The 25,215-nt window shown below is 60.2% G+C and carries 28 protein-coding genes; 14 read left to right on the top strand and 14 right to left on the bottom strand.

All coding sequences use genetic code 11. The annotated features are described in order from the left end of the window. Window position 1 precedes the first annotated feature (1 nt). The 6 genes from ET418_RS07035 to ET418_RS07060 all read left to right on the top strand — a co-directional run bounded on the left by ET418_RS07035 (window position 2) and on the right by ET418_RS07060 (window position 3,573). Window positions 2–496 (top strand): hypothetical protein, encoded by a 495-nt coding sequence (locus tag ET418_RS07035; RefSeq protein ID WP_149306871.1) that lies wholly within the window; start codon window positions 2–4, stop codon window positions 494–496. Further along, complete coding sequence (locus ET418_RS07040; RefSeq protein WP_149306872.1) at window positions 489–821, top strand: SWIM zinc finger family protein; 333 nt, start codon at window positions 489–491, stop codon at window positions 819–821. The genes ET418_RS07035 and ET418_RS07040 overlap by 8 nt, the downstream gene beginning before the upstream one ends. Window positions 822–900: 79 nt before the next feature. Beyond that, window positions 901–1,803, top strand: a complete 903-nt coding sequence (locus tag ET418_RS07045) for an HDOD domain-containing protein (RefSeq protein WP_149306873.1) — start codon at window positions 901–903, stop codon at window positions 1,801–1,803. A 10-nt stretch (window positions 1,804–1,813) separates the two neighbouring features. Next, on the top strand, window positions 1,814–2,350 hold the full coding sequence (locus tag ET418_RS07050) for a metalloprotease family protein (protein WP_149306874.1): 537 nt from the start codon (window positions 1,814–1,816) through the stop codon (window positions 2,348–2,350). A 42-nt stretch (window positions 2,351–2,392) separates the two neighbouring features. Then, window positions 2,393–3,109 (top strand): DUF1847 domain-containing protein, encoded by a 717-nt coding sequence (locus tag ET418_RS07055; RefSeq protein WP_149306875.1) that lies wholly within the window; start codon window positions 2,393–2,395, stop codon window positions 3,107–3,109. 83 nt (window positions 3,110–3,192) lie between these two features. Continuing rightward, complete coding sequence (locus ET418_RS07060; RefSeq protein ID WP_149306876.1) at window positions 3,193–3,573, top strand: molybdenum cofactor biosynthesis protein MoaE; 381 nt, start codon at window positions 3,193–3,195, stop codon at window positions 3,571–3,573. Between the two features lie 54 nt (window positions 3,574–3,627). Here ET418_RS07060 and ET418_RS07065 read toward each other — a convergent pair whose 3' ends face one another. The 7 genes from ET418_RS07065 to ET418_RS07095 all read right to left on the bottom strand — a co-directional run bounded on the left by ET418_RS07065 (window position 3,628) and on the right by ET418_RS07095 (window position 9,674). Then, the gene (locus ET418_RS07065; protein WP_149306877.1) at window positions 3,628–4,518 is read right to left on the bottom strand and encodes a DUF6599 family protein; all 891 of its coding nucleotides are present in this window, start codon (window positions 4,516–4,518) and stop codon (window positions 3,628–3,630) included. Continuing rightward, a complete protein-coding gene (locus ET418_RS07070) occupies window positions 4,515–5,693 on the bottom strand; it encodes an aldo/keto reductase (protein ID WP_149306878.1) in 1,179 nt (392 codons plus the stop codon). The genes ET418_RS07065 and ET418_RS07070 overlap by 4 nt, the downstream gene beginning before the upstream one ends. 562 nt (window positions 5,694–6,255) lie before the next feature. Further along, on the bottom strand, window positions 6,256–7,176 hold the full coding sequence (locus ET418_RS07075) for a bestrophin family protein (protein WP_149306879.1): 921 nt from the start codon (window positions 7,174–7,176) through the stop codon (window positions 6,256–6,258). A gap of 290 nt (window positions 7,177–7,466) precedes the next feature. Beyond that, the gene (locus ET418_RS07080; RefSeq protein ID WP_149306880.1) at window positions 7,467–7,733 is read right to left on the bottom strand and encodes a hypothetical protein; all 267 of its coding nucleotides are present in this window, start codon (window positions 7,731–7,733) and stop codon (window positions 7,467–7,469) included. 34 nt (window positions 7,734–7,767) lie between these two features. Next, on the bottom strand, window positions 7,768–8,367 hold the full coding sequence (locus tag ET418_RS07085) for a transglutaminase-like domain-containing protein (RefSeq protein ID WP_149306881.1): 600 nt from the start codon (window positions 8,365–8,367) through the stop codon (window positions 7,768–7,770). 92 nt (window positions 8,368–8,459) lie between these two features. Next, window positions 8,460–9,242, bottom strand: coding sequence for an enoyl-CoA hydratase/isomerase family protein (locus tag ET418_RS07090; protein ID WP_149306882.1), 783 nt, complete (start codon window positions 9,240–9,242; stop codon window positions 8,460–8,462). Window positions 9,243–9,464: 222 nt separating this feature from the next. Further along, a complete protein-coding gene (locus ET418_RS07095; RefSeq protein ID WP_149306883.1) occupies window positions 9,465–9,674 on the bottom strand; it encodes a hypothetical protein in 210 nt (69 codons plus the stop codon). Between the two features lie 180 nt (window positions 9,675–9,854). Here ET418_RS07095 and ET418_RS07100 point away from each other — a divergent pair, with 180 nt between their 5' ends. Then, window positions 9,855–10,301: an Hsp20/alpha crystallin family protein gene (locus ET418_RS07100; protein WP_149306884.1), complete on the top strand. Its 447-nt coding sequence runs from the start codon at window positions 9,855–9,857 to the stop codon at window positions 10,299–10,301. A gap of 86 nt (window positions 10,302–10,387) precedes the next feature. Here the strand turns inward: ET418_RS07100 and ET418_RS18430 are convergent, their stop codons facing one another. Next, window positions 10,388–10,711, bottom strand: coding sequence for a TatA/E family twin arginine-targeting protein translocase (locus ET418_RS18430; protein ID WP_246152975.1), 324 nt, complete (start codon window positions 10,709–10,711; stop codon window positions 10,388–10,390). 203 nt (window positions 10,712–10,914) lie between these two features. Here ET418_RS18430 and dusB point away from each other — a divergent pair, with 203 nt between their 5' ends. The 6 genes from dusB (at window position 10,915) to ET418_RS07135 (ending at window position 19,995) form a co-directional block, all read left to right on the top strand. Continuing rightward, window positions 10,915–11,904: a tRNA dihydrouridine synthase DusB gene (gene dusB, locus ET418_RS07110; protein WP_149306885.1), complete on the top strand. Its 990-nt coding sequence runs from the start codon at window positions 10,915–10,917 to the stop codon at window positions 11,902–11,904. Continuing rightward, window positions 11,891–13,000 (top strand): two-component system sensor histidine kinase NtrB, encoded by a 1,110-nt coding sequence (locus ET418_RS07115; protein ID WP_149306886.1) that lies wholly within the window; start codon window positions 11,891–11,893, stop codon window positions 12,998–13,000. The genes dusB and ET418_RS07115 overlap by 14 nt, the downstream gene beginning before the upstream one ends. A 119-nt stretch (window positions 13,001–13,119) precedes the next feature. After that, on the top strand, window positions 13,120–14,562 hold the full coding sequence (locus ET418_RS07120; RefSeq protein ID WP_149306887.1) for a sigma-54-dependent transcriptional regulator: 1,443 nt from the start codon (window positions 13,120–13,122) through the stop codon (window positions 14,560–14,562). A 147-nt stretch (window positions 14,563–14,709) separates the two neighbouring features. Then, a complete protein-coding gene (locus ET418_RS07125; protein WP_149306888.1) occupies window positions 14,710–15,276 on the top strand; it encodes a hydrolase in 567 nt (188 codons plus the stop codon). A 332-nt stretch (window positions 15,277–15,608) separates the two neighbouring features. Beyond that, on the top strand, window positions 15,609–18,881 hold the full coding sequence (locus ET418_RS07130) for an efflux RND transporter permease subunit (RefSeq protein WP_149306889.1): 3,273 nt from the start codon (window positions 15,609–15,611) through the stop codon (window positions 18,879–18,881). Further along, window positions 18,874–19,995 (top strand): efflux RND transporter periplasmic adaptor subunit, encoded by a 1,122-nt coding sequence (locus tag ET418_RS07135; protein WP_188055371.1) that lies wholly within the window; start codon window positions 18,874–18,876, stop codon window positions 19,993–19,995. Before ET418_RS07130 ends, ET418_RS07135 begins: the two co-directional genes overlap by 8 nt. Window positions 19,996–20,037: 42 nt before the next feature. Here the strand turns inward: ET418_RS07135 and ET418_RS07140 are convergent, their stop codons facing one another. The 4 genes from ET418_RS07140 to ET418_RS07155 all read right to left on the bottom strand — a co-directional run bounded on the left by ET418_RS07140 (window position 20,038) and on the right by ET418_RS07155 (window position 23,054). Then, entirely contained in the window at window positions 20,038–20,367 is a 330-nt protein-coding gene (locus tag ET418_RS07140; protein WP_149306891.1) for a DMT family transporter, read from the bottom strand. 49 nt (window positions 20,368–20,416) lie between these two features. Next, window positions 20,417–21,118, bottom strand: a complete 702-nt coding sequence (locus tag ET418_RS07145) for a CDP-diacylglycerol diphosphatase (RefSeq protein WP_149306892.1) — start codon at window positions 21,116–21,118, stop codon at window positions 20,417–20,419. A gap of 64 nt (window positions 21,119–21,182) precedes the next feature. Further along, on the bottom strand, window positions 21,183–21,764 hold the full coding sequence (locus ET418_RS07150) for a DJ-1/PfpI family protein (protein WP_149306893.1): 582 nt from the start codon (window positions 21,762–21,764) through the stop codon (window positions 21,183–21,185). 48 nt (window positions 21,765–21,812) lie between these two features. Then, entirely contained in the window at window positions 21,813–23,054 is a 1,242-nt protein-coding gene (locus ET418_RS07155) for an MFS transporter (protein ID WP_149306894.1), read from the bottom strand. 108 nt (window positions 23,055–23,162) lie between these two features. Here ET418_RS07155 and ET418_RS07160 point away from each other — a divergent pair, with 108 nt between their 5' ends. Continuing rightward, window positions 23,163–24,065 (top strand): LysR family transcriptional regulator, encoded by a 903-nt coding sequence (locus tag ET418_RS07160; RefSeq protein ID WP_149306895.1) that lies wholly within the window; start codon window positions 23,163–23,165, stop codon window positions 24,063–24,065. A 200-nt stretch (window positions 24,066–24,265) separates the two neighbouring features. Here the strand turns inward: ET418_RS07160 and ET418_RS07165 are convergent, their stop codons facing one another. Further along, window positions 24,266–24,931 (bottom strand): HAD family hydrolase, encoded by a 666-nt coding sequence (locus tag ET418_RS07165; RefSeq protein ID WP_149306896.1) that lies wholly within the window; start codon window positions 24,929–24,931, stop codon window positions 24,266–24,268. Next, window positions 24,932–25,168 (bottom strand): HNH endonuclease, encoded by a 237-nt coding sequence (locus ET418_RS07170; protein ID WP_420819513.1) that lies wholly within the window; start codon window positions 25,166–25,168, stop codon window positions 24,932–24,934. Window positions 25,169–25,215 lie beyond the last annotated feature (47 nt).

The raw sequence follows: 25,215 nt of genomic DNA on the forward strand, positions 1-25,215 counted from the left end.
GATGGATACTTCACCTTTGAAAAAAGCAGAAAGATCTCGAAATTTAATTGCCAATTTTATTGAGGGGTTTGCAGATGGCTGGTATATGGCATTACAAGACAGTTTTAAAGTTGAACTTGATATCAAATTAACTGAGCGGAAAAAAGATAAAATATCCTATTATGAGTGGATTCAAGGTCCCTATTATTGTTTCTCCGAGGGGCAGTTGATATACGATGCAAGGGAAGCTTACACCCACTGGCAAAATGGTTTGAAAAAAATAAACCTTGCATGTCAAATTGTCGCAGCTAAACCGAACATTCCAATAAAAATTGTCAATGAAGTTACCGATAAGACGGAGTACCGGGTTTTAGATGGCTATGTCAAATTTTTACTGTTTAAACCGGATGAAGGACACACAAGACTCGTCCCATACGTTGGTTACAATTTTTCACAGAACGACTTTGTGAATTTTCTGAAAACCGGGGAATTAGAAGAAAAAAACTACCATGAATGAGTTGATCTTCTTCGTTCAAGGTTCTGCGAAAGAACCATACAAAGTTACCTTCCAAAAGAAAGGCGCCAACCTATCCGCCTATTGTACCTGCCCTGCAGGTGATAATGGACAATATTGCAAGCATCGCTTTAGTATCCTTGGTGGAGTAACAGATGGCATTGTAAGTGCTAATGAACTTGACGTTGAAATTGTTACATCTTGGCTTGCTGGAAGCGATATTGAGGCAGCACTGAATGATGTTCTGAATGCTGAGGAGCAATTCGAGATTGCTAAACTCAAACTATCAACAGCAAAAAAACAGTTAGCTAAGGTACTCCGGGACTGATCTTTATCGATAGTATCAATCTTGGATTTGTAATTGTTCTATCCTCCGCACCCAAACCTGAGTTTTGAAAGGAACGACGTTGGACAAAGCAGCAATGATGATCAAGGCCCGCAAGCTGTTCAAGGATGTGAGCGACCTGCCGACCATCCCGGTGATCGTCTCACGGGTCATCAGACTCCTGGACGATCACGAGTCCAACCCGGACGAGGTCGCGGACCTGATCCTTTCCGACCAGGTCCTGGCGGCAAGGGTCATCCGGGTGGTGAACTCGCCGCTCTACATGCCGGGGAGCAAGATCACCTCGGTGAAACGCGCCCTGCTCTACCTCGGTTTCAGGAGCGTGCGCGAGATGATTCTGACCAGTTATTTCGTGGACGGCTTCAAGGCACCGGAGCAGCCCTTCGACATGAACATCTTCTGGATGCATTCCTTCAGCGTCGGCTCCATGTCCCGCCGCATTGCCGCCATGGTGGGGTACAACGACACCGAGTTGGCCTATATGGTCGGCATCATTCACGACATCGGCAAGGTTTTTTTCGGCCATTACCTCAGGGAAGAATACGGCGAGATGCTCGCCCACATCAACTACACCCGCTCCACGACCTACGACGCCGAGCTGGAGTATTTCGGCACCACCCACAGTGAGGTGGGGCTCTGTCTGGCCCAGCGCTGGAACTTCCCGCCGGTGTACAGCGATGTCATCTCCCACCACCACACCTCCGAACTGGCCATAGAGGACCCGCTCTTGACCGCCATCGTCGCGCTGGCCGACTTCTTCTGCCTGGCCTACACCATCTCGGACAGCGTGGCCCAGGCCACCAAGCCGGACCGATCCGAGGAATACGCCTGGAACCTGCTCAGGCAGCATTCGCGCCATCCCCTTCCCGACAACCTGGGAGACTTCTTCTTCATGTTGTCCGATGAGTACGTGGAGGTCTTCCGCGAGGTGAACCAACTCTTCAACACCATGACCACGGCGTGAAGCGGCGCCCATGACCGCCCGGCTGATCGTCTCCCTGCTTACCTTTCCGGGCGTTATGGTCCACGAGTTTGCCCATGCCTGGGCCTGCCGCCGGCTCGGAATCCGTGTCCTGAAGGTATGCTATCTGCGCCTGGGCAGCCCCTTGGGGTATGTGCTCCACGAACAACCGGCATACGCCGTGCAGCATATCATGGTGGCGGTCGCACCATTCTTCGTCTCCACTGTGGCCGCCCTGACGGTCAGCCTGCTGACATCCCTCCTCGTCACGAGCCCGGCGGCGGCTGAATTCAAGGACCTTGCCGTGATTGCCGGGGCCTGGCTCAGTTTTTCCATGGCCCTGCACGCCTTTCCCAGCAGCGGTGACGGGGATGCGCTCTGGCAGGATGTTACCAGCCACCACGTGGGCTTCCTGGGAAAACTACTGCTCGTACCGGCGGTGGGACTGATCCGCCTGTGCCAGGCCGGAGCCGCCATCTGGCTCGACGCCCTGTTCGCCATGGGCGTGGTGGCGCTGCCGCCACTCCTGCTGGTGGCACTCATGGGATGACCCGCTGCCTAGACCATATAGTATTGATTCGGGAGGTTTATCATGTCAGACGAAACACCGGTCTCATGTTCCAAGTGCAGTGCCGTATGGCAAAAGTCCGGTACCACCAACTGCTGGAGCGGCGACCCGGCAACTGCGCCGCCCAAACCGGGCAACTGCCCGTCCGGCGCCTATGACGACGTGGTGAAGGAGGCGTTCGAGGAATACCGGGGGGACAGCGAGGAGGCCCGCATCGCCCTGGTGGCGGCGCGCGTGGAAGGGCTCTGCTACCAGCGGGCGGCGGGTAGCGATGCGATCATGCCGCGCTGGACCCGCGTGGAGGACACCGTCGCCTTTGCCAAACTGATGGGATACACGAAGATCGGCATTGCCACCTGCATTGGCCTCCTGGACGAAGCCGACCGCCTCGTGGCCATCCTGAAGGCCCAGGGGCTTGAACCGTTGAGCGTCTGCTGCAAGGCGGGGAGCATCGACAAGCGGGAACTGGGGCTGGAGGAAGGGGACAAGGTCAGACCCGGCACCTTTGAGCCGGCCTGCAACCCCATTGCCCAGGCCGAGATCTGCAACCGGCTCGAGACCGACATGAACATCATCCTCGGCCTGTGCGTCGGCCATGACATGCTCTTCAACAAGCGTTCGGAGGCGCCGGTCACAACCCTGGTGGTCAAGGACCGGGTCACCGGCCACAACCCCATCGCCGTGCTGTACGGGCAGAATTTTTATTACAAACGGCTCCAAAACCAAAAGATGGAGCTATAAACCGTCAGTGCTGCCATCAGGAACTACGTTAAAAGATACGGACGAGCCACCATCCGTATGACATCACAGAAATGGAGATACGAATGGTTAGAATCACACCCGACCCTATTGACCCTGCACAGATTTATGACTTGATAACAACGAAGAAGGCCGGGTCGGTCGTTATCCATTATGCCGTGGTAAAGCCCATGGCAGGGGTTGGCGGGACCACAAGCTACATCGACTATGCCACAAACGGTGATACCGAGGCGGAACTGCGCGACATGGCCGACAAACTGGCCGCGGAATTCGCCCTGGAAGATGTCCTCCTGATCCGACGCACCGGCCGGCTCCGCGTCGGCGACATTATCTCGCTTGCTGCCGTCAGTTCCCCCAACAGCGGCGATGCCTTCGAAGCCTGCAAACAGGCCATAGGCCGGCTGAAGAAGATGAAGACCATCGTCAAGGCCGAGGTTTGCGGCTAAAACCGGGCTGTAGCGGCGGCGCACAATCCCGCCTTACCCGGCAACGTCACGTTATCACCGGCAGATACGCTCCAGCAGGGCGCGGACGCCATCCTTCGCGCCGAACTTGAGGGCGCCGGCGAGGCAGCCCCCCTTCCGCAGAATCACGACCGGCCCGTAGAGGGGATCGACACCCTCCATGAGCGCCACATCCTTTCCCCCCGATTCAACCTTGCCCTGGGCCAACTGGGAACGGTAACGGTCGAATGCGGCGGATGCGGATTCGACCGTTTGCCCCAGGAGCAGGAATATCTGCAGGTTCGTCCTCCCAACCACGGCATCGGCCATGATCCCCCTGTTCAGGAAATCATACCCCAAGAGGCTCTGGGGCAGGTAGCGCTCGGTTCCCTTGACCACCTCGGACCGTTCCAGGGCCGAAAGCTCGGGCGGCCTGCTTTGCGTACCCGGCAGCCGCGCCGCCACCGTCCTCCCGCATTCGGTCAGGGCGGTCGTGGCGGCATCACTGGTGCCGGTCATTTGGATGTGGATGAAGAAACGCCCTTGGTAGATGAAGAGCTGCGAGGGGGAGAGATTGGACTCGGCGCCCACGGCAATGGTGCCCCCCTCCTTCTGGCGGTAGTTGGCATACATGCCGAAGGCGTCCAGCAGCGACCCCATGCGGTAGATCTCCACGTCGATGCCGGCTCCGTTTTTTTCCGCCGCGCCATAGCGGGCAGCGGTCATGCGCTCGAAGCCGTAGGGGAAGTACAGTTCGGCCTCGCCGTCGATCCGGTCGGACAGGGTGTCCCGGTTGTAGAAGAGCGGCTTACCCTCCAGCTGCCACCCGGCGCCGCAGGAGACCGGCGGCAGGAGCTCCTCCATATCGCCCGCCGCCCACGCGCCGGGCGGGAGGCCGAGAAGCAGGAACAGGGCCGGGAGCAGCGACACCAAACGATTGGCGCTCATGCCAGCACCGTCCGGGCACGTTCCATCTTGGCGGCGATGTCCAGCCCGTTGACGCAGCGGGCGCTGCACCCTTCGCAGTCGATACAGGCCGCCGCCGTCGCCTGGCGGGGCAGCTCGGCATAGGTGGCACGGGCCAGGGAGAGATTCCGGTAGCCCCCCTCGGCGTACATGAGAGCCCGGTTGACGGTGGAGATCTCCACACCCCGGGGGCATCCCGCCTCGCACGAACCGCAGAAGCCGCAGTAGAAGGGGGCGATGGCCTCGGCGTAGCGGTCGAGGCGCCGTACGTCGGCATAGGTGAAGGACATGCCCATAACGGCGATATCCTCCCGCAGTTGCGTCAGGTTCTTCATGCCCGGTATGGCCGCAGTCACCTTGGGATTTTGGAGCACCCACTTGAGGGCGGCCTGGTGGGCGCTGATCCTGCCCAGGCCCGTGGTGTCATACCCCCCCGCCTGAGTCTTCATGGCGATGATGCCGATACCGGCCGAGGCGGCCCGGTCAATGGCGACCGAGACCTCCCTGCCCGACGTGAAGTTGTACTTGACGAGGCAGGTATCGAAGAACCGGTCCGGGTCGTCCACCAGGGCGTTCAGCACCTCGGCCTCGTTCTTGTGGGTGGTCACGCCGCAGAAGCGCACCTTCCCCTGTTTTTTCAGCTGCGTCAGGGCCTCCCGCGTCTCGGCGTTGAAGATCCGCTGCCTGCCGGTGACGTTGTGGAGTTGGATCACGTCGATGTGGTCGGTCCCCAACGCCTTCAGGCTGGCCTCCACGTCCCGGATGATCTCGGCCCTTGTGTGGGACTCCGGCTGGGTCTTGGTGGCGATGAAAAGCTTGTCCCGCACCCCTTTCACCGCCTTGGCGACGATCTCCTCGTTCTTGCCCCCCATGTACTTTCGAGCCGTGTCGATGTAGTTCACCCCCCGGTCAATGGCGACCCGGATCACCTCCGGCTCGGGGGTCAGCATAGCCCCGAAGCTGACCACGGTGATCTTCAGGCCGGTACGGCCCAGGGTCCGGTAGACCGGCGCGGGAAAGGCGGAACGTTCCGGTCCGGCCATCTGTTGCAGGGCCTCCGCAAACGCGGGCGGGGCGATCAGGGCGGTTGCGGCACCCGCCATGCCGGCCTTGATGAAGGTCCTGCGGTTCATCCCCTTCTGTTCAGTGGTTTTCATGGAGTGGACTCCTTTCGGCCAACGGTTGGGGCTCGCGTGATGTTTTTTTGCTGACGCGCGCAGGCGCTGGGCATTCTCAACCAAGATGTTCCGACATAAAGCTTTGCACGAACATCAGCACCATTTGAACTCGCTCTCGGTTATATTCGCGGAACTCCCTGTGCGCAGCTTTATTGCGGATATGTGCTCATTGAAGTGGTTGCGCTCTATGTCTGGTTATCAATTCAACTTTTTTTTGACGGAAGTAAGCAGCTTTGCCCAGAAAGTAGACGATAACGACAGCGACAAGCGGGAAAAATGGAGCAATATAATCCTTTGTCATGCAAGAGACCGGCATATTTTCCTCTTTGGCAATAAACTCACGTCACAAATCACACTTCCCCTTCTACACCATCAAACCACAACTTTCAATTGCAATTACAGCATGTTGAAAAAATTCACACGGCCCATAGGCATCACGAACGAGCCGTTTTACGCAAAAGAGGCGCCGGGATTATATCCGGGCGCCTCTTTTGTGTCGGTTCGATACGATATCTAAAATTCTGGGGCAAGGCCTAAAGGCCTACAGGATGCAAAAATCAACAGGCTTAAGCGCCTTGGGAAGCTCTTCTTCCCCCAGCGCCTCACGGATACTGATTTCTATACCGCGGCAGATCCCGGCCAGGGGTAGATCGTTGGGCAACGTCCCGAAAGGCTCGGCAATCTCATCCCCCAACGCATCGAGTCCGAAAAAGGTGTAGGAGATCAAGCCGACGACGAACGGCGTCATGAAGCCGATGGAGTCCACCAACCCGAAAGGGAGCATGAAGCAGTAGAGATAGGCCGTACGGTGGATCAGCAGGGTATAGGAAAAAGGGATCGGCGTCTGCTTGATCCTCTCGCAGCCGGCCAGAATGGTGGCAAAACTCGTCAGGGTTTCGTCGATGCGTGCGGCAAAGAGCGGGTTGGTCGCCCGCTCACCGACCAGGCCACGCAGGTCGGCGGCCATGCGGCGCACCAGGAAATCCGGTTTGTTGACGGCACCCTCGAACGATGCAAACTCCTCGGCCGTCAACAGCGTGCCCACATCCTCCCGCGGGTCCGATCCGCGCAGATGGTGGCGCAGCGCGTGGGCAAAAGCGATGGAGCGGTATGCCATGCGGCGGCGCGCCTCATCCGCGCCACTCCCCGCAACAAAGGTCTGCATCTGCCGCGTGATGGTACGGCAGGCGATCATCAATTCACCCCAGAGCTTGCGCCCCTCCCAGTAGCGTTCATAACTCGCGTTGTTGCGGAAACCGAGAAAGATGGCAAGCGCCAGGCCGATAAGGCTGAACGGGATCGGCGTCATGGTGATCTTGATGGCGAACAGCATGCCGTGGGTCAGGTACACGGCGGCGGCCACCAGTACGGTGCTTACCAGTTGCCAGCGGATACTCTGGAGCATGGAGCCCTTGAAGATAAAATAGAGACGTAGCCCGGAGGGGCGTTCGCGTACGATCATGGTATCGTCCTTGGATATGAAAAGTCACTCGTGCGAGTGCCCCACAGGTCGCCGAGGCTCCCCCGTAGCACTGTTTTGCCGAACTCATGGTAGTTGAGGCGCAGCATCATGGAGCACAACGGAGGAGGAATACGAGAGGAGGCAACGGTGGTTCCGGATCTCTGGACCCGGCTCAACCTGAAAAGGGAGGCAATGTAGCACGCATGGGGGGCAATGAAAAGGTATACAGGCAGGTCCTGGCAGTTTGCAGCGCGGGCTTGACGCAAGGGGGGAATCACTCCGCCATCGTATCAGGCGGCCCGCACACCGTTCTTTCTTACATACTCGATGAATGACCGCACAAACTCGGGGGCCATGTCCTCGATATTCCCGCTGATGCGTCCCCGGTCCGCAAAGGATACGGAAAACGGGGTTCTCTCGGCGCCTTCGATGGCCCACAGGCTGATGACCCCTTCGGGGTCGCGTATGATCCGGTACGAACCGCGTTGCCGATACAGGCGCACCAGCAGCATCAGCGCGTTTTTGCCCTGATTATAGAGGTTTACGTCCCTGTTCATTACGCATCCATGTTCCTTATGTATTTCCAAACAACTACAGACATTGGGGCAGATCGTCCCACAATTCGCTTCTGGTCTTGTACATTTTCAGCCGGTTGACCACGCTCTCCACCGGTGCCGCAAAGATCGCTTCGTAGATGAACTCGTCGGCCTCCGGGTCCATGGCAAAGGCGAGTTGCTCTTTCCCGGTGCTGAATTGGGCGTTGATCCCCTTGCTGTTGCCCCGCGCATCGACCCGAATCCACTTTTGGAGGGTCGCCAGGTAGATGCCGTTAAACCCATGCAAAACCGGCTCGTTATCCACAGGCGGGTCCAGCCGCAAGACCTGGTAACAGAAACCGGCCGGGATGCCTACCGCCCGGAGCAGGGCGGCCAGGAGATGGCTTTTGGCAAAACAGATCCCGGTACCGTGATGGAGCACCTCGCTGGCCGTGCAGGTCACAATGTCCAGGCCGGCGTCAGCGGAATGGGGGATGGTGTCCCGCACCCATTGGTAGAGACAGCGGGCCTTGTCAACCTCATCCGGCAATGTTTGCGTAAGTTCCAGGGCCTTCTCCCGGACAGCCGGAGTTTGCCAATCAATAATGGTATCGGAAACCAGATAGTCGTTCAGATCGTCCGACTCAGGGTACATAGGGTCCTCATTTAATAGTTGTATTTGTGGGCGACGGGACGGGAATGATGTCATGTGCGTTTAGCGTTCCTGCCGGACGGATGAAACCGCCGCTATTTGCCCTTAAAGACCGCTTGACGTTTCTCCACAAACGCCTCCATACCTTCCCGCTGATCCTCGGTGGCGAAGAGCACGCCGAACAGGGCCGCCTCGTAGCGGAAGCCGTCTTCCTTGCCCATGTTCAGGCCATTGGCGATGGCATCCTTGGCGCTGCTCACCCCCAACGGAGCCACTTGGGCAATGGCCTGGGCCGTTTCCCGGGCCTTGACCAAAAGTTCCTCCGGAGGAAAAACCTCGTTGACGATCCCCCAGGCGCAGGCCTTGTCGGCATCGAGCATCCTGCCGGTGAAAATCATCTCGCTGGCCCGGTTGGGGCCGATCAGGCGGGCTAGGTTCTGGGTGCCGCCGAAACCGGGCATGATCCCCAGGGTCGCCTCAGGGAAACCGAGCCGGGCCGTGGTGGCGGCGTAGATGAAATCGCAGGCCAGGGCCAGCTCCAGCCCGCCCCCCAGGGCATAGCCGTTGACCGCCGCGATGACCGGCTTTTTCATCCTCTCCATGAGCAGCATCACCTGCTGCCCCTTCCGGGCAAAGGCATGTGCCTCAAGGGCGTTCATCGCGGACATTTCCTTGATGTCGGCCCCGGCCACGAAGGCCCGCTCTCCGGCGCCGGTCAGCACCACCGCCCTGACGTCCGCATTCAGGTTCAGGCCATACAGGGCGCATTCCAGCTCTCCCAACACCTCGCTGTTGAGGGAGTTGAGGCTCCTGGGGCGGTTGACGGTGAGGGTGGCCACGTTGTCAACGGTTTCGATCAGCAGATTCTTGAATTCCATAAGCTCTCTCCCGGCGCAGGTCTCCAGCCATTAGAACGTATATGGTGATTTGTGTCGTCATGGGAATGGATGCCGGAAACGGCCAGGGTTGCTACCAGCAGGAACCGCGTTTCACGGTATTTAGTGGCGGGAGCGTTCGGCCGGTTTATCCTGCGCTTTTCAACGCGGTGTGCTTCCGGTCGCTTTCTTGGATGAGTATCAGGCATCGAGCGACGACCGTACTCAGAAATGTTTTTTACTGAAATCCCGGTAGGACTGGCCCTTTTGGGACGGTGTAGGGGAAGCGGGGGTGGTGTGGTCCCAAATGAACTTGGAAAGCCCGCGCTCGATGGGGGCAAGGAACAGGGCCAGGAGGAACATCATCAAAAACGCCAGAAAAAAGGCTATAAGCATGGTCAGTGCTATGAAGATCGCTTCTACAATCAGTGGCATGGTTCGTCTCCTGCGGCCTGTCGGCCCACTCTGGCTGCCAATCCGTTTTTACTATACACTATCGTAAAAAAATAATACACCCAGTTTAATGAGTTTCGCCTCCCCTTGACTTTGGGAAATTCGACATTATGTTTGTGATAGAAAGGGTTCGCCATTTAAAGAACAAAGGAGGATACGGATATGGCACTTGTCAAATACAATCCGCTCAGGGAGTTGCGCACCATGCAGGAGCAGATGAATCGGCTGCTGAACGTCTCCTGGAACCATGATATTTCCGGTGAGGAGACCCGCGAGGGGATCTGGCAACCGGCCGTGGACATCTACGAGACGGAAGACGCCATCGTCATCAAGGCCGAGGTGCCTGATGTGGACCAGAGGGACATCGACGTACGCATCGAGGATAATACCCTGACCCTCAGGGGGGAACGCAAACACGAAGACTCGGTCAAGAAGGAGAACTATCACCGCATCGAGCGCTATTTCGGCTCATTCCAACGCAGCTTCAGCCTGCCGGCGACCATTGATCAGGAACATGTGCAGGCCACCTGCGATAAAGGCATCCTGAACATCGTTCTCCCGAAAAAAGAGGAAACCAAGCCGAAACAGATCAATATCGAGGTCAAATAAGCGACCTGCGGGCCAAAGGGTATAAAAAAAGAGCCGGGGCGCGACCCGGCTCTTTTCGTTTTTGAAGCGTTGCGCCATCCGTGGGATCAGGCGTGCGGGGCATCCTTCTTTTCCCCGGCATCATGCTCAGTCGGCGCCGCTGCGGCCACATGCCCATGCTCTGCCGACGCGGCCGTAGCCACATGCTCGGGCTCGGCGGGCGGCGTCACGGCCTCCTGTTGCGGCTCAACCTTCTCCTCGCTCTTGCGGGCCTCTTCCTGAATGTTGCGCTGGAAGTCCTCGGAGGCCCTCTTGAACTCCGCCAAACCTTTGCCCAGGGACTTGGCGAGTTCCGGCAATTTGTGCGGTCCGATAACGATCAGGGCGATGACCATGATAATGATAAGTTCCGGCATCCCGATTCCAAACATATTCAACTCCTTGATTGCGCTGGCCTGTCACCCAATGCGTGCGTTATAGTTAGAGTAATATTAAAACCGTAAACAGCCATCTTGGCAACAACTATTTTCTGAATTTTCCCTTTGCCATTTTAAATGGCTGTGATACTATGCCCAAAATTTAGGCATCACTCAACTATTTATTCTCCTTCCGTTAGCCATTACCCGTGTGCATCATGCTGAAACCATTGAAAATCGGTAGACTATCCCTGGCGCACAACGTTGTGCTTGCCCCCCTGGCCGGAATCACCAACCTGCCGTTCCGTCTCCTCTGCCGTCGCAATGGTGCCGCCCTTGCCTTCACCGAGATGGTAAGCGTCAACGGTTTGGTCCGCGAAGGCACAAAAACTCTGGCCCTGCTGAAGAGTTGCCCGGAAGACCGGCCGCTGGGCATCCAACTTTTCGGGGATTCGCCCGAGAGCCTGGCGGAAGCCGCCCGCATGGTAGCAGAATACGGGGAACTGCTCGATATCAATATGGGGTGCCCGGTTCGCAAGGTGGTCGGTACCGGCGCAGGCAGTGCCCTCTTGCGCGATCCGGCCGGCATTGCCGCCATCGTCAAGGCCGTGCGGGCCGCCACCGCCCTGCCCCTGACGATCAAGATCCGTTCCGGCTGGCATTGCGGGGACGATACCTATCTTGAGATTGGCAGGATCGCCGAGGCCGAGGGGTGCGACGCCGTTACCCTGCACCCCCGCAGCCGCTCCCAGATGTTCTCGGGACATGCCGACTGGAGCCAGATCGCCCGGCTCAAGGAGTGCCTGACCATCCCGGTCATCGGTAGCGGGGATATCTTCAGCGCCGACGATTGCCGGACCATGATGGCCGAAACCGGGTGCGACGGGGTGATGATCGCCCGGGGTGCCCTCGGCAATCCGTGGATATTTCGGCAGGTCTTGGAACTGGAAGAACGGGGGGCCGTGACGCCGGCCGCCGCAGCCGAGCGGGCCGACGCCATGCGCCAGCACCTGGAGCTGTTCGTGCAGGAGAGCGGCGAGGCCGTGGCCGCCCGTGAGATGAAAAAGCACATTGGTTGGTATGCGCGCGGTTTTGCCGGTGCCGCCGACATTCGGCGCGAAGCCAATTCCGTCCGCACCGTCGCTGATTTGTTCACCCTGATCGAAAGGATAACCGGCACACCGGATGACCACCATGCCCACGCCTGACAACATCGCCGAACAAGGCAGCTATCCGGGCGATTACTACGCCACCGTGCTCGACAGCGTCGGCGACGGCGTGATCGTCGTGGACCGGAACGGCGTGATCACCCTGTGCAACCCGGCCGCCGAGGAGATCACCGGATTTTCCCGGCGCCAGGCCATGGGCGCCAGCTTTGACAAACTTTTTGTCCTGGAAAAGGCCCTGGTGGAGATGGTCCAGAAAGCGACCCAGACCGGCATCACCATCTCGGACCATGAGAACGTGGTGGTCCGCTCCACCGGCAAGGTCAAGCCGGTTGCCGCCACCTGTTACCCGCTCATGCTGGGGACCGGCGAAAACATCGGTACCATCCTGTCCCTCAAGGACATCACCTACATCCGCGAGTTGGAGGCGGCGGTCCGTCAAGCCGACCGGCTCTCCACCATGGGGGCACTGGCGGCCGGGCTGGCCCACGAGGTGAAGAACCCCCTGGGTGGCATCAAGGGGGCGGCCCAACTCCTGGAGCGGGAGCTGGACGCCGAAAGCGAACTGCTGGATTACACCCGGGTGATGATCCGCGAAACCGAGCGCATCGACCACATCATCCGCGAACTGCTGGAACTGGCCTCGCCGCGGGGGCTCAAGCTGGGGCCGGTCAACCTGCACAAGGTGCTGGGCGACATCCTCCTGCTGCAAAAGCAGGCCGTAGCCGGTCGCGACATCACCTTCAACAAACACTTCGATCCCAGCATACCCCCCATCATGGCCGACGAGGAGATGCTGACCCGGCTGTTCCTCAACCTGATCTGCAACGCCATCGACGCCTTGCAGGATACCGGGCAGCTGACGGTGGCGAGCCGGGTGCTGTCCGATTACCGCATGGCCCAGAATGATCGCCGCTCCCGTATGGTTGCCGTGGAGATCGCCGACGACGGCCCCGGTATCCCGGCCGAGGACCTGGAAAACATCTGGACGCCGTTTTTCAGCACCAAGTCATCGGGCACCGGCCTGGGGCTGGCCATCTGCCACAAGATCGTGGCGGAACATCGCGGCATGATCAAGGTGGAGTCCGATGCCGGCCATGGAACCAAGTTCACGGTGCTCTTGCCGCTGGTGCAATGACCCATCGGCACGCGCCAACCAAACGTATCCGTCAGGGGCGCAGCCCCGGCTTACCGGCCGGGAGCGTCCATGATGCTTTGTAATGCAATTTTATTCGTGACGAACAGGGGACAACAACAATGCCGTTAAACAGAATCCTGGTGGCCGATGACGAAGAGAGTATGCGCTGGGTCCTTTCCAAGGCCCTGAAACGGAAAGGGTTCACGGTGGATCTGGCCCACGACGGGCGCCAGGCGCTGTCGCTGGTCCAGGACAACAACTACGATCTGGCTATTCTCGACATCAAGATGCCAGGTATCAGCGGTCTTGACCTGCTGGACAAGATCCGCGAACTGAAGAGCGACCTGCTGGTGGTCATCATGACGGCCGAGGCCAGCATGAAGAACGCGGTGGAGGCCATGAAACGCGGGGCCTACGATTACATCACCAAGCCGTTCGACCTGGACGTGATCGACGCCATCATCGAAAAGGTCGGACGCGCCCGGGAGATCGCCGGCCAAGTCACCATGCTCAAGCAGGAACTCAAGGAGCGCTACCAGGTCGAAAAGAATATCATCGGCAACTCGCCGGCCATGCGCGAGGTCTACAAGACCATCGGCAAGGTGGCCGCCAGCGACGTCACCATCCTGGTCCAGGGGGAGTCGGGAACCGGCAAGGAACTGGTGGCGCGGGCCGTCCATTTCAATTCGCGCCGGTTGGGCAAGCCGTTCGTCGCCATCAACTGCGCCGCCATCCCCAAGGAGCTCCTGGAAAGCGAGCTGTTCGGCTTTGAGAAGGGGGCCTTTACCGGCGCCGTGGAACGCAAACTGGGCAAGTTCGAGCAGGCCAACCAGGGGACGCTCTTTCTGGACGAGATCGGCGACATGCCCCTGGACCTGCAGGCCAAGATCCTGCGCGTCCTCCAGGAGCGGGAGATCACCCGCACCGGCGGCAACCAGAGCATCCCGGTGGATGTGCGCATCGTGGCCGCCACGAACCAGGAACTGATCGAAAAGGTCCGCCAGAAGGAGTTCCGCGAGGATCTTTTCTACCGGCTGAACGTGGTTCCCATCAACCTGGTTCCCCTGCGGGAGCGCCGGGAGGACATCCCCCAGCTCGTGCAGTACTTTCTGGGACGGGCCAGCGCCGAGATGGACATCAGCGACAAGCAGTGCACCGACGAGGCGATGGCCGTATTGACCGCCCACTCCTGGCCCGGCAACGTGCGGGAGTTGGAAAACACCATCAAGCGCGCCGTCATCCTCTCCAGCGACCCGCTGCTGACCCCCCGGGACTTCGAAGGGCTTGAGCCGCTCTCCGGGGGGCAACCGACCGTATCCCACGACGCCTCCCTGGAGTCGATCGTGGACCTGAAACTGCGTTCCTGCATGAACGGCATAGAGAAGCTGGAAAAAGGGGATATCCACGCCATGGTGCTGGAACAGGTGGAACGCCCTCTGATCCGCTTCATCCTTGAGAAAACCCGCTGGAACCAGGTCAAGGCGGCGGATATCCTCGGCATCAACCGCAACACGCTGCGCAAGAAGATCAACGATCTGGGAATAGAGTTGAAGCGGGATTGATGCAGGGACATATAACATCGTGAATTGTGAATCGTGAAAGGTGAATGGTTAAAGTCGAGAATTCGATTTCACTATTCACCATTCACTTATTCACTCTCATCGTAGCAAGCTTCGGGAGTGTTTAAAGACAGGAAAGGAGATCGAACCATGTCGGTAAAGGACAGATTCTTTCTGGAGCGTGACAAGGCGGCGTTGGTGGTAATCGATGTCCAGGAGAAGCTCTGCCTGGCCATGGACGACAAGATCCTCCACAAACTGACCAGGAATATCGCCATTCTGCTGGAAACCGCCCAGGAGTTGGGGATTCCGGCACTCATCACCGAACAGTACGTCAAAGGTTTGGGTGCCACCCTGCCGGAACTGAAGGAGAAGGCCGGGGATGCCGGCTATTTTGAGAAGATGGCCTTCAGTTGCTGCGGCAGCGCCGATTTCATGGAGAGGCTCACGAGTACCGGCCGCACCCAGGTCATCATCACCGGCATGGAAACCCACGTCTGCGTGCTGCAAACCGTCATCGAGCTGCGCGATGCCGGCTTCGAGGTCCACGTGGTCAGGGACGCCGTCATGAGCCGCAGCAAACGCAACTGGCAGATCGCCGCCGAAGCCATGACCCTGACCGGCGCGGTCCCCACCTCCACCGAATCGGTTCTGTTCCAGCTCCTGAAGGTCGCGGGAACGGAAGAATTCAAGAAGCTGTCCAAACTGGTGCGGTAACGCCTCACCCTGGAAATCAACCGGCCAAGTGGGGCTGGATCGCGAGATCCTGCTCCACTTGGTTTTGCACCTGCCGTATGGTCGACCTCTTCCCCCCTCCCCGCATTGTTTTCCTCCCCCATGCCGTAATCGGATTTGCAGATTAGAATGTTTGATGTACAATACTACCTATAAAGATATACAGGACCTTATTGGTAATCAATAACGAAAGAGGTTCTACCATGACAACATAGAGATGCATACCGTTTCCCGCCCCTGCCGACCATGCGGCCCCATCCCAAATCGGTCCGGCGGCAAGGGAGGAAACCGTGCGACCTCTCGCGAGGTTCGTCATGTGGTTAGTCAGATTGGCGCTGCGGCGCCCTTACAGCGTTGCGGTGATGGCACTATTGATCCTGGTGCTGGGCACCCTTTCCCTCACCAGGATGATCGTCGATATCTTCCCGGTGATCGACATCCCGGTGGTCGTGGTGGTCTGGAACTACCCCGGCCTCTCCCCGGAGGACATGGAGCGACGCATCGTCCTGATCAGCGAACGGGCCTACTCCACCACCGTCAACGGCATCTCCCGCATTGAGTCCCAATCCATCCCCGGCACCGGGGTCCTCAAGGTCTACTTTCAGCCCGGCACCGAGATCGGCGCCGCCATCTCCCAGATCTCCTCCGTCTCCAGCACCCTGCTCAGGATCGCGCCGCCCGGCACCCAGCCGCCGGCCATCGTCCAGTTCAACGCCTCCAACGTGCCGGTGGCCCAGTTGACCCTGTCGAGCAAAAATCTTCCGGAAGAAAAGATCTTCGATTACGGCCTCAACTTCATCCGGGTCAAGCTGTTCACCATCCCGGGGCTCTCCACGCCGGCACCCTTCGGCGGCAAGAGCCGCCAGATCATGATCGACATCAATCCCACAGCCCTGGCGGCGCGGGGGCTCTCGCCGGCCGATGTGGTGAGCGCCCTCCAGGCCTCCAACGTGATCATCCCGGCCGGCACCGCCCGCATCGGCGGGCAGGAGTACAACGTGTTGCTCAACTCCAGCCCGCGGATCATCGACCAGTTCAGCGCCATCCCGGTCAAGGTGGTGGGCAACGCCCCGGTCTATCTGGGTGATGTGGCCCGAATCTCGGACAGCTATGCCGAACAGAACAACATCGTGCACGTCAATGGCCGGCGGGCCACCTATCTGTCCATCCTCAAGCACGCCGACGCCTCCACCCTGGCGGTGGTGGACGCCGCCCGCGAGGCCCTGCCCGCCATCAGGGAGGTAGCGCCCCAGGGACTGGAACTGAAGATCGACTTCGACCAGTCGCTCTTCGTGCGGGCGGCGGTGGAGGGGGTGGTGCGCGAGGCGGTCATCGGCACGATCCTGGTCTCACTCATGATCCTGGTCTTCCTCGGCAGCCTGCGCAGCATGATCGTGGTCTCCACCTCCATCCCCCTGGCTATTTTCAGCGCCGTGATCGCCATGAACCTGGCCGGCCAGAGCATCAATATCATGACCCTGGGCGGCTTGGCCCTGGCCATCGGCATGCTGGTGGACGACGCCACGGTAGAGGTGGAGAACATCCACCGCAACCGCGCCCTGGGCAAGCCGCTCACCATGGCGGTCATGGACAGCGCCCGCCAGGTGGCGATGCCGGCCATCGTGGCGACCATGGCCATCTGCGTGGTCTTCTTCCCGGTGGTGTTGCTGGTCGGGCCGGCCAAGCACCTCTTCACCCCACTGGCGTTCGCGGTGGTGACCGCCATGCTGGCCTCCTACCTGCTCTCCCGCACCCTGGTTCCGGTGCTGTCGCGGATGCTGCTGGGAGGGGAGCACCACCAGAGGGGAGCATCTCCATCACCCGGGAGGATGACCGCCCTCTTCCGGTTGCTGAACCAACGCCGCGAGGATGGCTTCGAACGGTTCCGTGAGCGCTACGGCCGGCTGCTGGCAACGGCCCTGCACCACCGCGCCTTCACGTTGGCGGTGGCGGCCCTGGTGGGGTTGGCCAGTCTGGGGCTGGTCTTCATCATCGGCACCGATTTCTTCCCCTCGGTGGACGTGGGGTTGATGAAGCTGCATGTGCGCGCCCCGGCCGGAACCCGCATCGAGGATACCGAGAGATTGCTGGCCCGGGTGGAGGAGCAAATCCGCGGGATCATCCCGGCCGGGGAGATCGACACCATCAACGATATGATCGGGGTGCCCACATTCTATAACCTGGCCTTTGTGCAGACCGAGAACATCAGCGGCATGGACGCCGAGATCCTCATCTCTCTCAAAAAGGGGCACCGGCCAACGGCCCTGTACCGGCACCGGATCCGGGAGGTGCTTCCTCGGCAGTTCCCCGGCTCATCCTTCTATTTCCAGTCTGCCGACATCGTCACCCAGGTGCTCAACTTCGGTCTGACCTCACCCATCGATATCCAGATCGAAGGGCCGGACTTCAGCAAATCCTACCCGTACGCCCTCAAGATCAGGGATGCCCTGCTCACCATCCCCGGTGCCGCCGACGTGCATATCAACCAGGTACTGGATTACCCGACCCTGCAGGTGGACGTGGACCGGGTCCGGGCGGCCCGGCTCGGCATGAGCGAACGGGACGTGGCCACCAGCGCCCTGATCGCCCTCTCCTCCAGTATCCTGATCGCCCCCTCGTTTTTCCTCAACCCGGCCAACAACGTTAACTACACCGTGGCGGTGCAGATCCCGCGCCGGTACCAGACCACCCTGTCGGACCTGGCGGCCATGCCGGTCACCCCGCCGTCGGCCGGTGCGTTGCTCCAGCCGCCATTCCAGCCGGCACCGGCGGATACGCCCCAGATTCCGGCCCAAACCCTGGGCAACCTGGCGCTCATCTCCCACCGGGTGAGCTTCGAGAACATCACCCACTACACGGTGCAAAGGGTGCTTGATGTAGATGCCGGCGTGGAGGGGCGCGATCTGGGCTCCGTGATCCGGGATATCGACAAGAGCATCGCAGCACTCGGAAAACTCCCCCCGGGCATGCGTATCACGGTGCGCGGCCAGAACGAGGTCATGAACCAGTCCTTCCGCAGCCTGGGATTGGGGCTGGTCCTGGCCACCCTCCTGGTCTATTTCCTGATGGTGGTGCTGTTCCAGTCGTGGATCGACCCGTTCATCATCATGATGGCCGTGCCGGGCGCCCTGATGGGGATACTCTGGATGCTGGCGCTGACCGGCACCACCATCAACGTGGAATCGCTCATGGGGTCGATCATGGCCATCGGCATCGCCACCTCCAACTCGATCCTGCTGGTGAGCTTTGCCAACGACATCAGGGTGGAAAAGGTGGTCACACCGGCGGAAGCGGCCCTGGAGGCTGCCAGGACACGGCTGAGGCCAGTGTTGATGACCGCCCTGGCCATGATCATCGGCATGGTGCCCATGGCCTTTGCCATGGGCGAAGCGGGCGAGCAGAACGCCCCCCTGGGCCGGGCCGTGATCGGCGGACTGCTGGTGGCGACGATCCTGACCCTGTTCGTGGTTCCGGTAATCTACTCGTTACTGCGCACCAAGATGCCGGTCAAGCATCTCCTTGACGATCGGTTCCTGGCCGCGGAGCGGGGCGAGGATGAGGGAGAGAGGGGAAATCCCAATGAATGAAAGTGCTTTGACATCACGAAGACGACTCTTCCTGGCCGGCGGCCTGCTGGTGGCGCTGGCAGTGGTCCTTGTGGCCCTGCTGCTCGGCAGCCGCCGCAGTCAGGTACAGGCGGAACTCCAGGTTCGCCAGGCCGCCCTCACGGCCGGACCTCGCGTGACGATTGCCGTTGCCGGCCGCTCCCCCGCGCAGCGGAGCGTGGTACTATCGGGCGAGGCACGTCCCTTTGCCGAGGTTACCCTGTACGCCAAGGTAAGCGGCTATCTGCGCGAAATCCGCGTGGACAAGGGGGACCGGGTCGACCGCGGCCAGGTACTGGCGTTGATCGAATCTCCCGAACTGGACCGCCAGTACGATGCGGCCGCGGCCGATGCCCGTACCAAGAGGCTGTTTGCCGACCGCGAGCGGCTCCTGATCAAGGACGGGGTGGTTGCCCGACAGGACTACGACAACGCCGAGGCCGCGGCCAGGAGTGCCGAAGCTACCGCCGAGGGACTGAAAAGTCAGAAGGGGTACGAGACGGTGCGCGCCCCGTTCAGCGGTACGGTGACGGCCCGCTTCGTCGACCCCGGGACGCTCTTGCAGAGCGCCACCACCAACCAGACCGCGGCGCAACCGGTCGCGACCATCTCCAAAACCGACCGGCTGCGGGTCTATGTCTACCTGGATCAAAAAAACGCCGCCTTCGTCAGAAAAGGTGACCGTGCAGAGATCGCCGACGCCGCGCGCCCCGAGGTAAAACTTCCGGCCAGCGTGACCCGCATCAGCGGCGAACTGGACCTCAAGAGCCGTACGCTCCTGGTGGAACTGGACCTGGATAACCGGGAAGGCGTAATTCTGGCCGGAGGATTCGTGCAGGTCAGTCTGGCGCTGACGGCCCCGCCCCATGTCCAGGTACCGGCAGAGGCGTTGCTGATGAAGGGGGAACAGTCCTACGTGGGGGTGGTGGGGAGCGACAACCGGGTGAGGTTCCGCGAGGTGTCGGTGGCCGACAGCGACGGCAAGATGGTGCGGAGTGGCGCGGGGCTGAAAGAGGGGGAACGGGTCGTGCTCAATCCGGGCAGCGGCATCAGCGAGGGGCAGATGGTGCAACCGGCCGAGGCGGGGAGGAAGTAGCGGCCATGTTCCTTGTTGACTGGTAGTGCAGACTATCTTTTCTCAGGGGCTCGCCGACTTGGAAAACAGGTTTATGACGGCAACCCCGGCGATAATCAGCGCCATGCCGAGGATGGCGGGGAGATCGAGCGCCTGCTTGAAGAAAACGGCGCCGACCACGGAAATAAGGACAATGCCCAATCCGGACCAGATGGCATAGCTCACCCCGACCGGGATGCTTTTCAGCACCTGGCTCAGACAGTAGAATGCGATCCCGTACCCGAGCACGACGAGCGCGCTCGGGAACAGGCGGGAAAATCCCTCCGACGCCTTCAATGCGCTCGTCCCGATCACTTCGGCAACGATTGCCACCAACAGATACACGTAAGCCATGTTGTTTTCTCACATCTCGATTATTCCGACAGGCACCCGCCGGCGATTCTCAGCGGCAGCGCCAATCGGTGTACAGTTTTTCCGGGCTGTCCTGTGCGACCAGCACCATGAATCCCCCCTCACGGTGGCCGACAACCAGCACGCCGTAATCCGTCAGCCCCTCGGCGGCTGCCCTCTGGGCGGCGACTTTCCAGACGTGGTCCAGGCTCTGCACGCGGTCTTTTGCGCGTTGGGCGATGAGCCGGCCGGCATCGCCATGCAGCCGGAGGAGGTGGACGTGGAGCTGGTCCTGGCCACGCTGGGCCAGCGGATTGACGGCAAGGGCGATGGCCGGGTCGTCACCCATGCGCTTGCGGGCCGCCTCCCAGGCAAACGCCCAGATGCCATCGGGACGCCGCGGGTCTTCAACGCCGGTCACCCGGGCGCGGGGGATCGCCAGTCCGTGCACAAAGCCCTCCGGGCAGCCAAGCATCTTCGAGTCGCGCAACACAACGAAATCCGCCGACTCGGCCCAGACCTCCGTCGCGCCATTACTGGCGTCCCTGCGGGAGCAGGTGCTGTCAACCCGCGGCCAGCGGCACGCCGTACAATAATCCGCACCGGAAGCATCCAGGCAGTTTGTGACGATATTCCAGAGCACCGTGCGATCGCCCGCCGCGCCTGCCGGCAAAGGGGTCGAGACACCGATGAACAGCAGCAGGGCGGCGAACAGCGCCCGGAGGCTGACCATACGCGAAAAGATTTCCCTCACCGGCTGCCGCACGGCGCCGGGAGGGCAAAGGTATGTGGTCCTGCAACAACGGGACAGCGTCTGATCACAGGGTGATCTCCGTCCCCAGAACCTTCAGGAATTTCGCCAGCCATTCGGGATGGGCCGGCCATGCCGGGGCCGTGACCAGGTTCCCGTCCACATGGGCCTTGTCCACGGGGATGTCCACGTAGGTCCCCCCGGACAGGGTCACCTCCGGCCCGACGGCCGGGTATGCGGAACACCCCTTCCCCTTCAGCACCCCGGCGGCGGCCAAGAGCTGCGCTCCATGGCAGATGGCCGCGATGGGCTTGTGGGCGGTGTCGAAGTGCCGTACGATCTCCAGCACAGCCTGATCCAAGCGGATATACTCGGGGGCCCTGCCGCCGGGGACCACGAGGGCGTCGTAATCCTGGGCGCTGACCTCGGCAAAGGTGGCATTCAGGGCAAAGTTGTGCCCCGGTTTCTCGCTATAGGTCTGGTCCCCCTCGAAGTCGTGCACCGCCGTACGCACCGTGTCGCCGGCCTTCTTGCCGCTGCAGACCGCGTGTACCGTATGTCCGACCATCTGCAGGGCCTGGAACGGCACCATGACTTCGTAGTCCTCAACATAATCGCCCACCAGCATCAGAATCTTTTTTGCCGCCATAACGCCCTCCTCTTTCCAGCATGGGTGAAAGAAATCAGCCGGACCGCTTCAAATTTCCCCAACTATACCACCCGAGGGCTGTTCTGTCGACAGGCGCGTGGACAAAGCGATGATCACAAACGCGGTCGCGAGCAACAGACCGATCAATCCCGCCACGCCGCCCCATCCCCCGTGGGTCCAGCAGAACCCGCCTGCGGTCCCGGAGATGCTCGATCCCAGGTAATAGAAGAAGAGGTAGAGTGAGGAGGCCTGGGCCTTTCCGGTTTTGGCGTGGCGCCCCACCCAACTGGAGGCAACGGAGTGCGCGCCGAAAAAACCGCAGGTGAATACGGCCACCCCGATGATGATCCAGGGGAGCGGCGCGGCCAGGGTGATGGCCGTGCCGGCGGCCATGGCGCCGAGGCCGGCGCAGATCATGGCGCGGCGGCCGAAACGGTTCACCATCCGTCCCATGGAGCTGGAACTGTAGGAGCCTAAGAAATAGACCAGGAAGATCAGGCTGACCAGGGTTTGGGTCAGGTCGTAGGGATGCCCCAGGAGCCGGAAGGTGATGTAGTTGTAGAGGGTGACGAAACTCCCCATGATCAGGAAGCCGAGACCGTAGAGGCAGAGGAGCGCCGGGTCCCGCATCTGCCGGTAGAGCGAGGTGAAGAGGTACCCCACCTCGAAGGGGTGCCGCCGGAAATGGGCGGAAGGCGGGAGGTGGCGGACAAAGTAGACGCTCAATCCCAGGCAGGCGACCCCGATGAGCGCCAACGCCGTACGCCACGAGGAGAGGTCGGTGACGGTGGCCGTAAAGATCCGCCCCGACATGCCGCCGATGGCGTTACCGCTGATATAGAGCCCCATGGCGGCACCGATGGACGGGGGGTCGATCTCCTCGCTCAGGTAGGCCATGGCCACCGAGGGCAGCCCCGCCAGCACCAATCCCTGCAGAAGCCTGACGACGATCAGCGAGGAGAGGGTGTGGCTGAAAGCGGTCGTAAATGCCAAAAGCGAGGTCAAAAAGAGTGAAAACACCATGACCGGCTTGCGGCCAAGGGTCTCCGACACGGTTCCCACCAGCAGCATGGCTATGGCCAGGGTGCAGGTGGTAACCGAAAGGGGCAGGCTGGCAAGGGCGGCCGGAACGCCGAACTCCCGGGCAAACTCCGGGAGGAGCGGCTGGACGTCGTACAGGGTGATGAAGGTGACAAAACCGGCGGCAAAAAATGCCAGGTTGGTCTGGCGGAAGGTGGTGCTGCCGCTGCGGATGAACTCTGCTTCCGTAGTAATGGTCAATTCGCTCATGGTTCGCTTTCCTGTTTCGAATATGATTGTAGCGTACCATTTGCATTACGATAACAAAAATATATAATAACTATCATATCGATAACAATTTTATATGGAGAATACGGAATGGACCTGCGTCAACTGAAATTTTTTGCGGAGATTGCCCGTTTCAGCAACTTTACCAGGGCGGCTGAGGAGTTGCATGTGGCGCAGCCCGCCGTCAGTGCGGCCATCCGCAAGTTGGAAGAGGAATTGGAGTTGATCCTGTTCAACCGGCAGGACCGCAAGATATCCCTGACGGCAGAGGGGGAGATACTGCTGGGGCACGCCCGGCGCATCCTGGGGGACTTGAAGGCCGCCGGCCAGGAAATGGCCGACCTGCGCGGTCTCGGCAAGGGCGAGGTGCGGGTCGGCGTCCCCCCCATGATGAGTGCCTACTTCTTCCCGACCATCATCTGCGCTTTTGCCAAGCGCTATCCGTACCTCCACCTCGCGGTTTCCGGCGAAGGGGCCGCCAGCATCCTGAAGATGATCATCCAGGGGGAGTTGGACATGGGGGTCATTGCCGGAGGTCATGTCCCCGACAACCTGGAGGTACGGCCCATACTGCGGGAAGAGGTGGTGGTCTGCGTCCCTCCCGACCACCCCTTCACCGCCCGTTCCGCCCTGTCCATGGAGGAGTTTGCGCGACAGCCGCTCATCATGTTCAAGGAGGGATACTACCAGCGGGAGATGCTCTTCGAGGAGATGAAGGAAGGCGGCATGACGCCCGAGGTAGTCTTCGAGACCAACCTGTACACCATGGTCAAGTCGCTGGTGAAAAAAGGACTCGGCATCTCGACCCTGCTGCGCATGGTGGTTGAGGACGACGCCGAACTGCGGGCCGTATCCTTTGACCCGCCGCTCCATCTGGACCTGATGCTGGCCTGGAAGAAGGGGGCCTACCTGTCGCGAGCCAACCGGGCCTTCGTCGATTTTCTGATGGAGCAGGTCCGCGGTTACGGCGCGGCAGCCGGCGGCAAGGATTGAACCCGGGAAACGCAGTTCACCACAAAGACACAAAGGACACAAAGCTACACGAATAATGATTTTAGCTAGTTATATGATAATTTCATAATTGGCTGGACTCACCTGTTGGGTGAATATCTTTTCGCCGCTAACGCTGTGGGTTCTTTGTGCTCTTTGTGCCTTTGTGGTGAAGGACTGACGTCTTTAGGTTGAAAGGGCGATCATGGCGTAAGCCGGACGTCTTCCGGCTCCCCAAAGAGATGCGTCATGATCTGGGCGTGGTGCTCGATGCGGGGCTGGTCCGGCAGGTGGGTCTTGTAGGCCACGAACGGGACCCCCGCGTCGCGGGCCGAGAGCATGTCAACCTCCCCATCCCCCACGAACAGCGCCTCGTGCGGTTCTATGCCGAAATGGTCCAGCACCTTGAGGAGCGGCTCGGGGTGCGGCTTGGGATTCGTCACCTGGGATGCGGTCATGACGCACTCGAAGTAGCCGTTCAGCCCAAAGTCGTCGATGATCATGTCCATGGAAACCGCCCGGTTGGTGCAGATGGCCAGGGAGACCCGCCCCTTGAGCCGGTCGAGGGTCTCGATCAGCCCCGCCTCCATACGCATGTAGGGGGCAAGGTCCCGGTAATGGATGGTCTTGGCAAAACGCAGGGCCTCCTCGTGGCACTGGTCGCCGGCAAAGAAATACGCCATCACATCATTGAACGAATAGGTGTGCAGCACCTTCCGGGCATGCTCGTCCCCCCGGTCCAGTGGGGGCCGGTTCAGGTGTTCCAGAACCCGATTATAGAAGATGTAGTTGGATTCCAGGGAGTCGAACAGGACCCCGTCGCAATCGTAGATGACCAGTTTGTAGCGGCACGTCACGGCATTCGTCATTCACTGCTCCTGCTTTTCGAACTGTCTGACATAATCATCCCACTCCATGGGAAGCAGGTACTTCTTCCGGCTGTTGCACTCCTTGCAGGCCGGCACCACATTGTTGCGGGAGCCCTTGCCCCCCCGGGCCAAAGGAATGATATGGTCCATGGTCAGTTCATCGGGGGGAAACGCACCGCCGCACCAGTGGCAACGCCCCAGGGCGAGGCGGTTCTGCCACCAGCGGCTCCTGCGCAACTCCCGGGACTTGTCCCGTTCCCGCTTGACGTCCTGTTCGCTGACTT

It is taken from the genome of Oryzomonas rubra (assembly GCF_008369015.1).
In the GTDB taxonomy this organism is placed as follows: Bacteria; Desulfobacterota; Desulfuromonadia; order Geobacterales; family Pseudopelobacteraceae; genus Oryzomonas; species Oryzomonas japonica.

What these genes read in the sequence shown, in the direction of transcription:
- ET418_RS07130 (WP_149306889.1), top strand. Translation starts at nt 15,609, where the DNA reads ATGTGGTTAGTCAGATTGGCGCTGCGGCGCCCTTACAGCGTTGCGGTG.
- ET418_RS07065 (WP_149306877.1), bottom strand. Translation starts at nt 4,518, where the DNA reads ATGAGCGCCAATCGTTTGGTGTCGCTGCTCCCGGCCCTGTTCCTGCTT.
- ET418_RS07095 (WP_149306883.1), bottom strand. Translation starts at nt 9,674, where the DNA reads ATGCCACTGATTGTAGAAGCGATCTTCATAGCACTGACCATGCTTATA.
- ET418_RS07085 (WP_149306881.1), bottom strand. Translation starts at nt 8,367, where the DNA reads ATGTACCCTGAGTCGGACGATCTGAACGACTATCTGGTTTCCGATACC.
- ET418_RS07125 (WP_149306888.1), top strand. Translation starts at nt 14,710, where the DNA reads ATGTCGGTAAAGGACAGATTCTTTCTGGAGCGTGACAAGGCGGCGTTG.
- ET418_RS07070 (WP_149306878.1), bottom strand. Translation starts at nt 5,693, where the DNA reads ATGAAAACCACTGAACAGAAGGGGATGAACCGCAGGACCTTCATCAAG.
- ET418_RS07120 (WP_149306887.1), top strand. Translation starts at nt 13,120, where the DNA reads ATGCCGTTAAACAGAATCCTGGTGGCCGATGACGAAGAGAGTATGCGC.
- ET418_RS07080 (WP_149306880.1), bottom strand. Translation starts at nt 7,733, where the DNA reads ATGAACAGGGACGTAAACCTCTATAATCAGGGCAAAAACGCGCTGATG.
- ET418_RS07040 (WP_149306872.1), top strand. Translation starts at nt 489, where the DNA reads ATGAATGAGTTGATCTTCTTCGTTCAAGGTTCTGCGAAAGAACCATAC.
- ET418_RS07055 (WP_149306875.1), top strand. Translation starts at nt 2,393, where the DNA reads ATGTCAGACGAAACACCGGTCTCATGTTCCAAGTGCAGTGCCGTATGG.
- ET418_RS07050 (WP_149306874.1), top strand. Translation starts at nt 1,814, where the DNA reads ATGACCGCCCGGCTGATCGTCTCCCTGCTTACCTTTCCGGGCGTTATG.
- ET418_RS07115 (WP_149306886.1), top strand. Translation starts at nt 11,891, where the DNA reads ATGCCCACGCCTGACAACATCGCCGAACAAGGCAGCTATCCGGGCGAT.
- ET418_RS07075 (WP_149306879.1), bottom strand. Translation starts at nt 7,176, where the DNA reads ATGATCGTACGCGAACGCCCCTCCGGGCTACGTCTCTATTTTATCTTC.
- ET418_RS07140 (WP_149306891.1), bottom strand. Translation starts at nt 20,367, where the DNA reads ATGGCTTACGTGTATCTGTTGGTGGCAATCGTTGCCGAAGTGATCGGG.
- ET418_RS07090 (WP_149306882.1), bottom strand. Translation starts at nt 9,242, where the DNA reads ATGGAATTCAAGAATCTGCTGATCGAAACCGTTGACAACGTGGCCACC.
- ET418_RS07155 (WP_149306894.1), bottom strand. Translation starts at nt 23,054, where the DNA reads ATGAGCGAATTGACCATTACTACGGAAGCAGAGTTCATCCGCAGCGGC.
- ET418_RS07150 (WP_149306893.1), bottom strand. Translation starts at nt 21,764, where the DNA reads ATGGCGGCAAAAAAGATTCTGATGCTGGTGGGCGATTATGTTGAGGAC.
- ET418_RS07035 (WP_149306871.1), top strand. Translation starts at nt 2, where the DNA reads ATGGATACTTCACCTTTGAAAAAAGCAGAAAGATCTCGAAATTTAATT.
- ET418_RS07165 (WP_149306896.1), bottom strand. Translation starts at nt 24,931, where the DNA reads ATGACGAATGCCGTGACGTGCCGCTACAAACTGGTCATCTACGATTGC.
- ET418_RS07135 (WP_188055371.1), top strand. Translation starts at nt 18,874, where the DNA reads ATGAATGAAAGTGCTTTGACATCACGAAGACGACTCTTCCTGGCCGGC.
- ET418_RS07060 (WP_149306876.1), top strand. Translation starts at nt 3,193, where the DNA reads ATGGTTAGAATCACACCCGACCCTATTGACCCTGCACAGATTTATGAC.
- ET418_RS07160 (WP_149306895.1), top strand. Translation starts at nt 23,163, where the DNA reads ATGGACCTGCGTCAACTGAAATTTTTTGCGGAGATTGCCCGTTTCAGC.
- ET418_RS07100 (WP_149306884.1), top strand. Translation starts at nt 9,855, where the DNA reads ATGGCACTTGTCAAATACAATCCGCTCAGGGAGTTGCGCACCATGCAG.
- dusB (WP_149306885.1), top strand. Translation starts at nt 10,915, where the DNA reads ATGCTGAAACCATTGAAAATCGGTAGACTATCCCTGGCGCACAACGTT.
- ET418_RS18430 (WP_246152975.1), bottom strand. Translation starts at nt 10,711, where the DNA reads ATGTTTGGAATCGGGATGCCGGAACTTATCATTATCATGGTCATCGCC.